Origin of the sequence: Allobosea sp. (assembly GCF_036675845.1) — a bacterium.
In the GTDB taxonomy this organism is placed as follows: Bacteria; Pseudomonadota; Alphaproteobacteria; order Rhizobiales; family Beijerinckiaceae; genus Allobosea.
The window spans coordinates 1-13,513 of record NZ_JAKFED010000145.1 but is presented as its reverse complement, the minus strand read 5'-3'; the positions used below and the strand labels follow the sequence as shown (position 1 = coordinate 13,513).

At 69.2% G+C, this 13,513-nt stretch carries 10 protein-coding genes and 1 pseudogene; 5 read left to right on the top strand and 6 right to left on the bottom strand.

The genetic code is table 11. From position 1 onward, the window contains the following. Positions 1-2: 2 nt before the first annotated feature. Genes flgA through flgF form a run of 3 tightly spaced genes read right to left on the bottom strand, consistent with a single transcriptional unit; the run spans position 3 to position 2,700 of the window. Complete coding sequence (gene flgA, locus V6M56_RS15195) at positions 3-1,130, bottom strand: flagellar basal body P-ring formation chaperone FlgA (RefSeq protein WP_332684967.1); 1,128 nt, start codon at positions 1,128-1,130, stop codon at positions 3-5. A 17-nt stretch (positions 1,131-1,147) separates the two neighbouring features. Beyond that, the gene (flgG, locus tag V6M56_RS15190; protein ID WP_332684966.1) at positions 1,148-1,936 is read right to left on the bottom strand and encodes a flagellar basal-body rod protein FlgG; all 789 of its coding nucleotides are present in this window, start codon (positions 1,934-1,936) and stop codon (positions 1,148-1,150) included. 20 nt (positions 1,937-1,956) lie between these two features. Further along, positions 1,957-2,700 (bottom strand): flagellar basal-body rod protein FlgF, encoded by a 744-nt coding sequence (gene flgF / locus V6M56_RS15185; protein ID WP_332684965.1) that lies wholly within the window; start codon positions 2,698-2,700, stop codon positions 1,957-1,959. Positions 2,701-2,990: 290 nt separating this feature from the next. Between flgF and fliL the strand changes: the two genes are divergently transcribed. From fliL to V6M56_RS15165, 4 genes are read left to right on the top strand one after another with little or no spacing between them, the layout of a single operon-like run. Then, the gene (gene fliL / locus V6M56_RS15180) at positions 2,991-3,503 is read left to right on the top strand and encodes a flagellar basal body-associated protein FliL (RefSeq protein ID WP_332684964.1); all 513 of its coding nucleotides are present in this window, start codon (positions 2,991-2,993) and stop codon (positions 3,501-3,503) included. A gap of 40 nt (positions 3,504-3,543) precedes the next feature. Further along, complete coding sequence (fliM, locus tag V6M56_RS15175) at positions 3,544-4,677, top strand: flagellar motor switch protein FliM (protein ID WP_332684962.1); 1,134 nt, start codon at positions 3,544-3,546, stop codon at positions 4,675-4,677. An 18-nt stretch (positions 4,678-4,695) separates the two neighbouring features. Next, entirely contained in the window at positions 4,696-5,145 is a 450-nt protein-coding gene (locus V6M56_RS15170; RefSeq protein WP_332684961.1) for a DUF6468 domain-containing protein, read from the top strand. Continuing rightward, complete coding sequence (locus tag V6M56_RS15165) at positions 5,142-5,966, top strand: MotE family protein (RefSeq protein WP_332684960.1); 825 nt, start codon at positions 5,142-5,144, stop codon at positions 5,964-5,966. The genes V6M56_RS15170 and V6M56_RS15165 overlap by 4 nt, the downstream gene beginning before the upstream one ends. Positions 5,967-6,161: 195 nt before the next feature. Here the strand turns inward: V6M56_RS15165 and V6M56_RS15160 are convergent, their stop codons facing one another. Continuing rightward, entirely contained in the window at positions 6,162-7,592 is a 1,431-nt protein-coding gene (locus V6M56_RS15160; RefSeq protein ID WP_332684959.1) for a DUF1254 domain-containing protein, read from the bottom strand. A 501-nt stretch (positions 7,593-8,093) separates the two neighbouring features. On the opposite strand from V6M56_RS15160, the gene V6M56_RS15155 reads away from it, so the two are divergent. Beyond that, entirely contained in the window at positions 8,094-11,519 is a 3,426-nt protein-coding gene (locus V6M56_RS15155) for a hypothetical protein (protein WP_332684958.1), read from the top strand. Between the two features lie 147 nt (positions 11,520-11,666). Here V6M56_RS15155 and fliP read toward each other — a convergent pair whose 3' ends face one another. Next, on the bottom strand, positions 11,667-12,437 hold the full coding sequence (gene fliP / locus V6M56_RS15150; RefSeq protein ID WP_332684957.1) for a flagellar type III secretion system pore protein FliP: 771 nt from the start codon (positions 12,435-12,437) through the stop codon (positions 11,667-11,669). Between the two features lie 126 nt (positions 12,438-12,563). Then, positions 12,564-13,513, bottom strand: a pseudogene (locus V6M56_RS15145) (hypothetical protein); the annotation flags it as partial.

The window sequence follows — 13,513 nt, the reverse complement described above, 5'->3', positions numbered from 1 at the left end:
GTTCAGCGCGCCGCGGCGACATGGCCGCCGCCTGGAGGGCTGACATTGATGCGGCCGGGCCCGCTGACGGTCCCCTGCAGCACCCGCTTCGAATGGGCATTGGTGACGGTGATGACATCGCCCATCGCGCCGGCCTCGTTGGCGCGGGCACGCATGCTGATCAGCACGCCGCGCGCCTCGTAGACCAGGGTGACCATCTCGCCGCGGCCGACGATCTCCTCGCGCTGCACGTCGCCGCCGCGCAGCGCCACGCCGGCCAGGAGCGAGCGCTTCGCCACCTTGCCGATCGCGGCGCGCGCCTCGCTGAGGAAATCGTTGGCGCTGGCGTCGCGCGGGCGCCGCTCGACCAGGACGTCGCCGGCGGCCAGCGTCTCGCCGCGCGCGATCGGGCGCGCCGGCACCACGACATCGACGGTTTCGACCAGCTGCCCGGAGACGCGCACCGGCTTCAGCCGCGTCGCGGCGCTGCCGGGCACGGCCAGGCGGCCGATCACGCGCCGGCTCCGGGCGTCGTAGTTCAGATCGAGCGCCACCATATCGCCGGAAAGCTCCGGCTCGACCGCGACCGAGGGCGCGCCACCGTCGAAGACCAGGGCGAAGGCGCGCCCGTCGAAGCCGAAGCGCTCGAGCAGCGCCGTCTTCACCGCCGCCTCGATATCCTGCCCGGTGATCCGCCGTGCCGCGCGCGTCACCACGACCTGGGCGAGGCCCTGGCTGTCGAGGTCGAGCGCCTCGCGCAGGATGCCGTTCTTGAGGGCGGCATCGACGATGCGGCTGACTTGGATCGTGCCGGTCTCGCCCAGTGCCGGCGCGCGGAAGGCCGGCATCGCGGCGTCCTGCGGCGACAGGCCGGCGATCAGGTCGCCGAAGCTGACGATGTCGCGGGTCAGGGTCAGGTCGGGCCTGAGGCGGGGCTTGCCGGCGGCCGCCTGCCGAGCGATCGCGGGCGCGCCGCTGCCGGCCTGAGCGGCTGGGGCAGTGGCTTGGGCAGTGGCTTGGACAGGCGCCTGGGCGGGGGCCTGGGCAGGGACTTGGGCAGGGACTTGGGCAGGGACTTGGGCAGGGGCCTGGGCCAGCGCCGGATCGGCGCCGAGACCGAAGGCCGCGAGCAGGAGGATGGAGCGCATCATGGTGGCGATCCCTCGCTCTAGCGGATGATCTGGGTGGTGGACTGCATCATCTGGTCCGCCGCCGAGATCACCTTCGAGTTCATCTCATAGGCGCGCTGCGCCGCGATCAGCGAGGACAGCTCGGTCACCGCCTGGACGTTGCCTTCCTCGAGATAGTTCTGCTGCAGGTTGCCGAAGCCCTCGCCGCCGCCGACCCCGTCGATCGCCGGGCCGGAACCCGCCGTCTCGAGGAACAGGTTGTCGCCCATCGATTCCAGGCCGACCTTGTTGATGAAGCGGGCGAGCTGGATCTGGCCGAGCTGCTGCGGCGCGGTCTGGCCCGGCAGCATCACCTCGACCGTGCCCTGCGCGCTGATGCTGACGCTGGTCGCGTTGTTCGGGATCGTGATCCCGGGCTCGACCTGGTAGCCGTCGCGGGTGACGAGCTGGCCTTGCGCGTCGAGGTCGAAGGAGCCGTCGCGCGAATAGGCGGTGCGCCCGTCCGGCAGGCGGATGCGGAAGAAGCCCTCGCCGCGGATCGCGACGTCGAACTGCTTTTCCGTCGGCGTCATGTTGCCCTGGGTCATCACCCGGCCGGTCGAGACCGTCTTGACGCCCGAGCCGATCGAGATGCCGGCGGGAACCATGGTGTTCTGCTCCGACGTCGCCGAGCCGGCGCGGCGGTAGTGCTCGTAGAGCATATCCTGGAAGTGCACGCGCTGGCGCTTGTAGCCGGTGGTGCGCACGTTCGCGATGTTGTTGGAGATGACCTGGACGTTGAGTTCCTGGGCCATCATGCCGGTGGCGGCGGTCTGCAGGGCGCGCATGGGCTTTGCTCCTTTCCGCGTCAGGCTTGCTGGTCGGCCAGGCGGGAAATCGCCTTGGCTCGCAATTCGTCGGTCTTGGCGAGCAGCGCCGACATGTTCTGGTAGGCGCGCTGGACCTCGACCAGGCGGGTCATCTCGGCGACGGCCTTGACGTTGGAGCGCTCGAACGCGCCGGTCTCGAGCTTCGCCTGCGGCCCGGACGGCAGCGCCGGCGCGGTCGAGGAGAAGACATTGTCTCCCTCGCTCTTGAGCGCCTGGGGATTGTCGAAGCGAACCTGGCGGATCTTGCCGCGCTGGCCCTGGTCGGAGGAGACGGTGCCGTCGGCGGCGATGCGCGGATTGCTCTCGCTCTCGCCGAAGACGATCGGCCCGCCATCGCCGAGCACCGGCTGGCCGGACTGGGTCACGAGCTGGCCGCGGGCATTGATGTCGAGCGAGCCGGCGCGGGTATAGCGCTGGCCCTGCGGGGTCTGCACCACGAGGTAGTTGTCGGCCTGCAGCGCGATGTCGAGCGGGTTGCCGGTGCGTTCGAGCGCCCCCGCCGACAGGTCGATCGGCGAGCCCTTGTCGACGACATAGGAGAGCCGGCGATCCTGCGTCGGAAAGGTATCGGCGCGGGCGCCCGGCGAGATGAACTCGCTGAAGCGCGCCGAGCGCGCCTTGAATCCGTTCGTTCCGACATTCGCCACGTTGTTGGCGATGACGTCGAGCTCCCGCGCCAGAGCCATCTGGCGCGACAGGCCGACGAGAAGCGCGTTTTCCACGGCCCCTGCTCCCGATCTTTCCCGCGATCGCCTCGACGCTCCCCAGCGCGGCCATCGCAACCGAAAGGTCAGCAACCCCCGTGCCAACATGGTTAACCGCAGGCAAGCCGTTGATATTGCTAAGACAGCCGCGGATCTTGACCGGGCCGGAAGCCGGAACCAAACCGCCTGCGCGGCAGAAACGGCCCGGCAGATTTTGCCTGGCTTAACGAGGCGTTAACCGTAATTCGTCAGGTTCGCCCTGAAGGGATCGGCCGCTCGGCGCGCCACCTTCCAGCAGGCGGGCCGCGATGTCGAAGAAGCCGAAGAAGGGCGAGGAAGAGGGCGAGGCCGGCGCCGAGGGCGCCCCGAAGCCCGGCAAGAAGAAGCTGATCATGATCGGCGGCGCTGTCGCACTTCTGGCGCTCGGCGGCGGTGGCTGGTTCTTCTTCCTCAAGAAGCCTTCGGCCGAGCAGGTCGCAGCCGCCGAGGCGGCCGCTGCCGCCAAGAAGCCCGTCGCCTTCGTCGAGATGAAGGACATGATGATCGGCATCTCGGCCGGCGGCCAGCAGGACCGCCAGCCGATCGTCAAGATCAAGGTCGTGCTCGAGATCGCCGACGCCAAGGTGTCCGAGCAGATCAAGCCGCTGCTGCCGCGCGTCGAGGACGCCTTCCAGGTCTTCATGCGCGAATTGCGCCCCTCCGACCTCGAAGGTTCGGCCGGCATGTACCGGCTCAAGGAAGAGCTGCTGCGGCGCGTCAACGTCACGGTGCACCCGGCCAAGGTCGACGCCGTGCTCTTCAAGGAACTCCTGATCCAATAGTCCGATCCGGCGCAAGCGCCCTGCAAAGCGACCCCAGTCCATGGCCACCGAAGATCTCGACCTCGAAGCCTCCGCCAAGGAAAACGTCCCGCTGACGCCGGAAGGCATGGCGGCCGAATGGGCTGCCATGCCCGACATCGCCCCCGACGAGGGCGAGCCGGAAGCCCATATCGACCGCCTGATGTCGCAGGACGAGATCGATACCATGCTCGGCTTCTCGGCCGGGGAAGACGGCAAGGGCGGCCGCAACGGCATCCAGGCGATCGTCGATTCCGGCTCGGTCTCCTATGAACGCCTGCCGATGCTCGAGATCATCTTCGAGCGCATGGTCAGGCTGCTCTCGACCAGCCTGCGCAACTTCTTCACCGACAATGTCGAGGTCACGCTCGAAGGCATCCGCTCGGTTCGCTTCGGCGACTACATCAACTCGATCTCGCTGCCGGCGATGCTCGCGGTGTTCAAGGCCGAGGAGTGGGACAATTTCGGCCTCGTCACCATCGAATCCGCCCTCACCTATTCCGTGCTCGACACCATGCTCGGCGGCAAGCGCGGCCAGCCGGCGGCGCGCGTCGACGGAAGGCCCTTCACCTCGATCGAGATGAGCCTGCTGCGGCGCGTGATCGCCGTGGTGCTCGGCGACGCCGAGGCCGCCTTCCGCCCGCTCTCGCCGGTGACCTTCCGGGTCGACCGGATCGAATCCAATCCGCGCTTCGTCTCGATCTCGCGCCCGGCCAATGCCGCGATCCGCGTCGAGCTGCGCTTCGACATGGAAGGGCGCGGCGGCTCGCTGCATGTGCTTCTGCCCTACGCCACCATCGAGCCGATCCGCGAACTGCTCCTCGAGAGCTTCATGGGCGAGAAGCTCGGGCGCGACCCGATCTGGGAGAACCACCTCGCCACCGAGGTCTGGCAGGCGGACGTCGCGGTCAAATGCGTGCTGCACGAATGCACGATGCCGCTGAAGCGCGTGATGAACCTCGAGATCGGCGACACGCTGATGTTCGACGCCCGCCCCGAGTCGGTCGCCTCGCTGCGCTGCGGCGAGTTCATCGTCAGCGAGGGCCGCATCGGGCGCGTCGACGACAAGATCGCCGTCCAGGTCGTCAGCCCCTTGCGCCGCTCCAAGACCACCATGGCGGCCTTCGACACCAGCCATCTCACCCCGACAGCCTGAGCCGGGAGCCAGCCGCCCATGACCATCACCCTGATCGCCGACGCGCTGGTCGCCTGCCTGCTCGTCGCCACCATCCTCACCTGCTATGTCCTCGCCAAGCGGATCGAGCGGTTGAAGGCCGATGAGAGCGCAATGCGCCAGACCATCGGCGCGCTGATCGCCGCCACCGACACCGCCGAGCGCGCCATCGCCGGGCTGAAGCTGACGCTCGGCGACTGCGATCGCACCTTGGCCGAGCGCCTGCGCACCGCCGAGCGCTACGCCGCCGACCTCGCCGCCCAGATCGAGGCCGGCCAGGGCGTCATGGACCGGATCACCCAGATCGTCGGCGCCGCCACGCTGGTCGCGCCCAGGGCCGAGCCGCAGGAAGCCGAGAAGCCGGCGGTCTCGCGCATGGCCAGCGCCGCCGATGCCGCCGCCGCGATCCGCGCCCGCGCGGCGCGCCGGCTCGAGGGCCAGGCTGCGTGATCCAGTCGCCCCGCCTCATTCCAGCGGTCATCCTCGGCGCCATGGGTCTCCTGGCGCTGAAGCTGCTCGCCTGGACGGCGGAGCCTTTTCCCGGTCCGGCGCCGGCGAGCGCCCAGGCCTTCGCGCAAAAGCCGGCCGCCGCCGAGAAGGAAGTCTGGGGCCTGGCCAAGGTCATCGCCCGCGCCCATGCGCCCGACAGCTTCCTCGACCCCGAGACCACCGGCACGATCGACCCGCCGACGCCGAAGCTCTCGGCCGAGGAGCAGGCCAGGCGCGACGCCGCAGCCGCCAGTAATCCGAACAACAAGGCCGCGGTGATGAACGGCACGGCGCAGCCGATCTCTCCGGCCGAGCGCGCCTTGCTGGAGCGCCTCGGCGAGCGCCGCGACGAGATCGAGGCGCGCATGCGCGAGCTCGACATGCGCGAGAAGCTGCTCGACAGCGCCGAGAAGAAGCTCGGCGGCCGCGTCGAGGATCTCAAGACGCTGGAGGAGAAGGTCGAGGGGCCGAAGAAGAAGGACACCGAGGAGAGCCAGGCGATCAAGAACCTGGTGATCATGTACGAGACGATGAAGCCCAAGGACGCCGCTCGCGTCTTCGACCGCCTCGCGCTCGACGTGCTGGTGCCGGTCGTCCAGAAGATGAACCCGCGCAAGATGTCCGACGTGCTCGCCGCGATGTCGCCGGAAGCGGCCGAGCGCCTGACCGTCGCGCTCTCCTCGCGCGGGCGCCCCGGCGGCGCCGAACGCACGGCAGCGGCGCCCCCCGCCGGCCCGGCCGGCAACGAGCTGCCGGCGATCGAGCCCGCACGGCAGCGCTAGGTCGTGAACCTGTGAACGGCAGCTTGGGGTGGAAAGCCGAAGTTGCGTTGGCGCCCGGAACCGGACGCTCTGAGAGCGACCGGCCGGATCAGTTTCAATTGTGCGGACGTGCACCGTATATCCGCCCTGTCACCTTGGATCGCGGAGGCCATTCCTCTGACCTAAGACGCTACCGCGGGTAGCGTGCATTTCACGTTACGTCACTTTAGTAACAGGCGGAATCTTCCACGACCCGTTGATGATCGAGGGGTTCTTCTCGGCCGGCCAGTACAGTCTCATCATCAAGATGAAGTCACCCGGAGGAGATGGCAGCCAATTGGCTTCCTTGTCCTTGCCGGGCGATTCCTTCTGAATGTAGAGATCGGTCGACCCGTCCGGATTGGATTTCAGGTTTTGACGCGCGCTGATCGAGTAGCGATTCAGCGGGTTGTTCACGAAGAAATACCCTGCGTCGTACATCGTCAGCGACCAGAAGCCGCTTGCTGGGGGCAACTGGCCCTTCGGAAAGCGCATCACATATTTGTTTGCGCCGTTGTACTTCCGGCCTACCGCATCCTTCTGAGATGTCGGATAGACCGCATCTTGGGGGCGGTTCGCGCCTAGGCCGATGGCGGTGATGAGCGCCCGCATCAGATAATCCGTGCCGTAGATGCCGGTCTTGGTCGTAAACGCCCAGCCGCCCTCATTCTTGATGTCCTTGTTGATCTTGAACTGGATCATGATCCGGTCGACGGCGACCTCGGGCACGCGCTTGAGAAAATCCGCCTTGAGCTTGCTCGCATCGAAGTCTTGTCCGGGTACGATGCCGATCTGGGCGAACTTGGCGATCTGGGGCGCATCCGCCGCGGCCGGTGGATTGTCCTTCATCAGCTTGCAGAGCAACGTGAAATACGACACCGCGTCCATGCGGTTCACCTGCTCGCGCACCGCCATCTTCATATCGATCGACGGGTCGACCGTGCCGGACGGCGGCGTGTAGGGCTTGCCGTAGGAACTCAGCGGCACGAGTTTGAACTCGTCCTGCAGCTTATGGACTTCGGCGTAATCCTCCGGCGTGCCGGTGCAATAGATGCGGCCGAGCAGCCAGACGATGCTCGTTGGGGATTTGTACTCCTTGACGCCCGCCGGGAGGGACCCCTTCCAGCCGGGCCCGGTGATCACATAGGTCTGGGCGCCAGTGCCGGTGGTGCGCTTGCCGGGAACCTGGAACACTGTGGTCCAGCCGTCCAGCATCGGCATCAGGAAATACCGGCCCTTCATGTCGGGGATGCTGAGCACCCAGGGCTCTTTTCCAACGTCGAAAAAGGCGGTGGTATAGAGCGTGTCGGCATTTGGGGCGGTGACGTCTCTGAAGGAGGCGTCGGGGTATTGGCGCAACTTGATGATCGTGCCCATTGGCGCCCGCGTTCCGACCGGCGCCGCGACGTTGGTGAGGACCCGTCGCGTCATTTCCATGGTGACTAACGGGTATCCGTAAATATATGCGTCAGTGGCAAGCCAGAAATCCTCAAGCCCTTCACCGATACCAAGAACAGATCCCGGTTCAGCTCGACCAGCCGTGCTGATCGAGGAGCCGGCGACTAAACTCATCCCGCCGAACGCAGCCTGCCGCCGCGTGATCTTCATAACCATTGCCTAGCCCCCCAGGTTGAATGATTTGAGAAAACTTTAGTGAATCAATGCCGCGGCAAATTCCGCCCTCGACTCCAATTAGAAGCGCAACATTACGCTCGGGTTGTCCCAATGGGCTAGCAAAATTCTAAAACCTCGAGAACAGAATGCTGCGTTCGTTAGCAAATCGGTAGACCAGCCCCGGTGTGCCCGTAGCCATGCCAACCGCAAGGGCGGTCCGGACCAGGTACCCCGCAAGGGTGTCCATACTCGACTCGCTCGCAGCTTTCCGGAAGCAGACTTTGAGCATGCCCGAGTTGGGTCGGAAGCAGCCGCGCCGTTTGTGATCGAGCGCCGGCCGAACAACGGACGCCGCTTCCGCGGCAATCCGGCCGATCCGCCCGGCCGCCTGCGCCCTTAACGCCGCGTTATCCTTGACGCCTTAACCTTGCGCCTCGTCCGGGTCCGCATCCTTTTGCGGCCCGGCGCCTGTGTCGTTGCGTGAGTGTTTGCGTCTTGCGTGTCCTGCGGTCCCTGAGCTTCGGCATCGGCCTGGCGGCGATGAGCCTCGCCATCGGCCTCACCGCGCCGGTCCTGGCGGCCAATGCCGAGCTGCGCGGCCAGCCGATGCAGGCCGGCTTCGGCCGCCTCGCCTTCACCTTCGACGAGCCGGTGACGACGCGCATCCGCGTCGCCAATGGCGTGCTGGTCGTCGCCTTCGGCCAGCCGGTGAAGGTCGATCCGAGCCGCATCGCGAGAGAACTCCCGGCCTATGTCTCGCTGGCGCGGGTCGATCCCGACGGCCGGGGCCTGCGCTTCGCCCTCGCCCGGACCTACCGTGCCAATCTGCTCGAAGCGGGCGACCGCGCCTTCGTCGACCTCCTGCCCGAGAACTGGGTCGGGCAGCTGCCCGGCCTGCCGCCGGAGGTCGTCGCCGAACTGACCAGGCGCCTGCGCCTGGCCGAGGCGCGCGCTCGGGACGTCGCCCGCGCTCCGGCGCCCGAGCCGACGCCGCTCGGCTTCCGCAGCGTCCGCCTGCCGACGCTCGACCGGCTGATGTTCGCCACGCCTGCCGAGGCGCGGCTGACGCCGCGGCTCGATGACGGGCAGCTGACGCTCGCCTTCGACCAGCCTTTGCAGCTCGAGCCCGGCCGCATCCGCTCGCTGCTGCCGGCCGGTTTCACCCTGGAAAGCGCCAGGAACGAGGCCGGGGGCACCGAGCTCGTCTTCAGCGTGCCGAAGGAGCGCCAGCTCCGCAGCTTCCAGGACGAGGCCGGCTGGACCGTCGACCTCGCCGGGGCAAGCGGACCAGGCACGGTGACGCTTGCCAGCCTCCAGGCCGGCGCACCGCAACCCGGGGAGAAACCCGCCGCGCCCCGGCCGGCGGCCGCGGCGCCGAAGGCCCTGCCCGCCAGCGCGGAGACCGCGGCCGCCATGGCCCCCGCAGCCGTGGCGCCGCCGGTCGTGCCGCCCCCGGCGGTGGCGGCAGCGCCGGTCGACCCCGCCCCGCAGGAGATCAGGATCACCTCCGCCGCCGATGGCGATGGCGGCCATATCGACTTCCGCTTTCCGCGCCCGACCGGCGCCGCCGCCTTCGCCGAGCCCGGCCTCGTCACCCTGGTCTTCGACACCCGCGACACGCTCGACCCCGACAAGCTCAAGGGCGTGCTGCCCGGCCTCGTCCAGGACGTCACGGTCATGCGCGAGTCGAAGGTCACGGTGCTGCGGCTGAAGACGCGCCGGCAGCAGCTGACGCGCCTCTCGGACGATGGCACGACGTGGTCGCTCTCCTTCGGCGAGAAGGCCGGCAAGCCTGCCGTGGCCCTGGCCCCGCGCCGCGATTCCGACGAGCGCGGCCAGACCGTGGTCGCCGTCCCGGTGCCGGGCATGACCGGCGTGCACTGGCTGGAGAACCGCGATGGCGGCGCCCCGATGGCGGTCGCGACCGCGCTCGGCCCGACGCGGGCCGTCTCCAAGCCCTACCGCTTCGTCGAGTTCGGCCTGCTCCAGACCGCCCATGGCGTCGCCGTCAGCGCCCTGGCCGACGACATCATGGTGCGGGCCGGTGCCGACGAGGCCCTGATCGGCCGCAGCGGCGGGCTGGTCGTCAGCCTCGACGCCGGCAGGCCGGGCGACCCCGAGAAGAAGGCGGCCGATGCGGCCGCCGCGCCGCTGCTGGACCCGCAGCTCTGGTCGAGCCTGCGCACAGACGCGGTGCGTGAGCGGACCCAGGAACTGCTGCGCGATGTCGCCGACGCCTCGCGTGCCCGCAAATCCGAGGCGCGCCTGACGCTCGCCCGCTTCCTCGCCGCCAATGCGATGCTGCCAGAAGCAGCCGGCCCGCTGAACGCCCTGCTGGCCGACGATCCGGCGATGCGCGGCAATCGCGAGGCGCTGTTCCTGCGCGGCGTGATCGCGGCGCTGATGCACCGCAACGCCGAGGCGCTGAAGGCCTTCCAGGCCGGGCCGATCAAGGAGGAGGCCGAGGCCGGGCTCTGGCGGGCGCTGGCCGAGCAGCGGCTCGGCCGCAATGCTCCGGCGCTGGCCGGCTTCCGGCGGGCGGAAGCCGTGCTCGACGGCTACCCGGCCTACCTCCAGGCGCAGTTCCGCCCGGCGATGGCCCGCGCGGCGCTCGCCATGCAGGACACGATGGTCGCCGAAAAGCAGATCGCCCGCCTCGCCGAACTGCCGGAAAACCTGATCTCCGCCGAGGAGATCGCGCTGCTGCGCGCCATGCTCGACGATGCCAGCGGGCGGCCGGAAGCGGCGCTCAACGGCTACCGCCCGCTCTTCGAGGCCGCGAGCCGGCCGGTCGCCGCCGAGGCGCAGCTGCGCGCCGTCAAGCTCGCCCGCACCGAGAAGCGCCCGGATTTCCCCGTCGACGAGGCGGCGGCACGGCTCGAGACGGTTTCGGCGATCTGGCGCGGCGGCGAGATCGAGATCGAGGCCCTGGCCGAGCTCGGGCGCATTTATGCGCAGCAGCAGCGCTGGCGCGACGCCTTCCAGGCGGCGCGGCGTGCCAACGAGAACTTCCCCGACCATCCGGCGACCCGCCTGCTGCACGACGAGACCGCCCAGCGTTTCGAGGCGCTGTTCAGCGATCCCGATCTCGAGAAGCTGCCGCGCCTCGAGGCGCTGGCGCTGTTCTACGACTTCAAGGAATTCCTGCCGATCGGCCGGCGCGGCGACGAGATCACCCGCCTGCTCGCCGACCGGCTGGTCGAGCTCGACCTGCTCGACCAGGGCGGCGACATCCTGCACTACCAGATGGAGAAAAGGCTCAGCGGAGCCGCCCGCTCCACCGTCGCGGCCCGTCTCGCCATGATCCGGCTGATGAACGGCAGGCCGGCCGAGGCGCTGCAGGCGATCGTCTCGACCCGCCTCGCCGAGCTGCCGGGCGACGTCAAGCGGGCTCGCCTGCTGCTCGAGGCCAAGGCGCTCTCCGACCTCTCGCGCACCGACCAGGCGCTCGACCTGCTGGAAGGCGAGAGCGGGCCGGAGGTCGACCGGCTGCATGCCGACATCCTCTGGAGCGGCCGGCGCTGGCGCGAGGCCGGCGAGGCGCTGGAGCGCATCCTCGGCGAGAGCTGGCGCGGCGAGGCTCCGCTGCGCGACGGCGAGCGCAGCGACGCGATGCGCGCGGCGATCGCCTATGCGATGTCGGACGAGGCGCTCTCGCTCGACCGGCTGCGCACCAAATTCGCCGGCAAGATGGCGCAGAGCGCCGATGCGCGCCTGTTCGCCTTCGTCACCGGCGCCAGCCGCGCCAGCGCCGCCGACATTCGCGAAGTGGCGCGCTCGGCCGCCGGCTCGGATATGATGCAGGACTTCCTGAAGGAATACCGCAAGCGCTACCCGGCCTATTCCAGCGCGGTGCGCGAGAAGCCGAAGGCCGAGGAAGCGATGCCAGGCACGCCGGGCGACAAGCCCGGCCAGGGCTGAGCGCTTGCCGTCCGCCTCGCCGTCATTGCGAGCGTAAGCGAAGCAATCCATGAGGGCTCACTCCACGGCCCTGGATTGCTTCGTCGCTGCGCTCCTCGCAATGACGGAGACTGCTTACTTCGCCGCAAGGGCGGGCCCCAGCCTCCTTCAACTGCCATAGCTCTTGACTAGCGAACCCGCGACCAGCCCCCAGCCGTCGACCAGCACGAAGAAGATCAGCTTGAAGGGCAGCGCCACCGTCACCGGCGGCAGCATCATCATGCCGACCGACATCAGGATCGAGGCGACCACGAGGTCGATGATCAGGAACGGCACGAAGAGCAGGAAGCCGATCTCGAAGGCGCGCCTGAGCTCCGAGATCATGAAGGCCGGGATCAGCACCTGGATCTGGACGTCCTCGGCCCGCTCCGGCGGCGGCTCGCGCGACATCTCCATGAACAGCGCCAGATCCTTCTCGCGCACATGCTTCAGCATGAACGCGCGGAACGGCACGATGCCGCGGTTGAACGCCTCCTGCGGCTGGATCTCGCCGGCGATCAGCGGCGCCCCGGCGACGCGATAGGCCTCGCGCAGGGTCGGGGTCATCACGAAGCCGGTCAGGAACAGGGCGAGCCCGATGATCACGGCATTCGGTGGCGCGGTCTGCGTGCCGATCGCCGAGCGCAACAGCGACAGCACCACCGCGATACGCGTGAACGACGTCACCATGATCAGGATCGACGGCGCCAGCGACAGCACCGTGATGACCGCGATGAGCTGAAGCGCCCGCTCCGTGACGCCGCCGCCCTGGCCGAGGTCGAGCGAGAGCGTCTGCGCCAGCGCCGGAGCCGACAGGCCGAGCCCGAGCAGCACCGGGGCCAGCACCACCGGCACGGCCCACCGCCATGCTCTCGGCCTTCTGCGTTGCGTATCGTGCATGCGCCTTCCCTGCCCGAATCAAGGCGCGGGCCGGGGAAACGCTAGAGCAGGATGCGGGGCGCCGCGAAGCGCTTTCGCCCCGCCATCCCCTGCCGACTGGCTGGCGGGCGGGCGAAAGCGCCTGCCTCAGCCCTTCGGCTTCGGATCGCGCCCGAGCAGGCGAGCGAACTCGGCCTCGATCGCGTCGACCGAGAACGGGTCTGCCTCGCTCGGCTTCGGCGCGGCAGGTTTGGCTTCGGCGGGCTTGGCTTCAGCTTGCTTGGCATCCGCCGGCTTGGCCTCGTCGGAGCCGGGCTGCTCCGCCTTGGACTTCTCCGGCTTTGCTTCGGAGCCTTTCGGCTCGGCGGACGGCTCCGCCGGCTTGGGCGCGACCGGCTTGGGCGCATCGGGCTTGGGCGCATCGGGCTTGGGCTCGCCGGACCTGGGCTCGTCCCGCTTCGGCTCGGCGCCGTGCACCGCCTCAACGCTCGGCACCGGAACCTCCCGCGACCTGGCCGCCGTCTCCGGCTCCTTGCCAGCAGGCTCGCTCCTGGCCGGTTCCGGCTTCGATGTCTCGGTCTTGGCGGGTTCAGGCTTGGTGGCTTCAGGCCTCGCAGGCTCAGGCCTGGCGGGAGCAGGCTGCGGCCTGCGCTCCGGCGCGGCGAAGACGGGCGGCACCACCATCGGCGCCTCGGCCGGGCGGGCCGGGCCGGGCTTCAGGCCCAGCGCCATTTCGAGCTCGGCCTCCATGTCGAGCGGCGGGCGCGACGAAGCCGGGATGCCGCCGGAGAGCGTCGGCGGCGGCTTGGGCTGGTTGGCCGGAACCGGCGGCGGCGCCGGGGGAACCGGCGTGGCGGGCGGCTTGACGGCTTCCGTCTCGGGGCGGGCTCCGCCCGACGGCCGGACAGCCGAGAACGGGCGCTTCAGCGCCTCCTCGAGCTGGCGAGCCATGTCGCCGAGTTCGGCCTGGCCGGCCGCGACCGTCTCGCGGGCGCTTTGGGCAACGGCGGCGGAAGCCGCGCCGGCAGCCGCTGCGGCGGCCGGCGTCGCAGCCGGAGGCGGGGCGGGACGCGCCGGCGGCATCGCCTGGCCAGCCG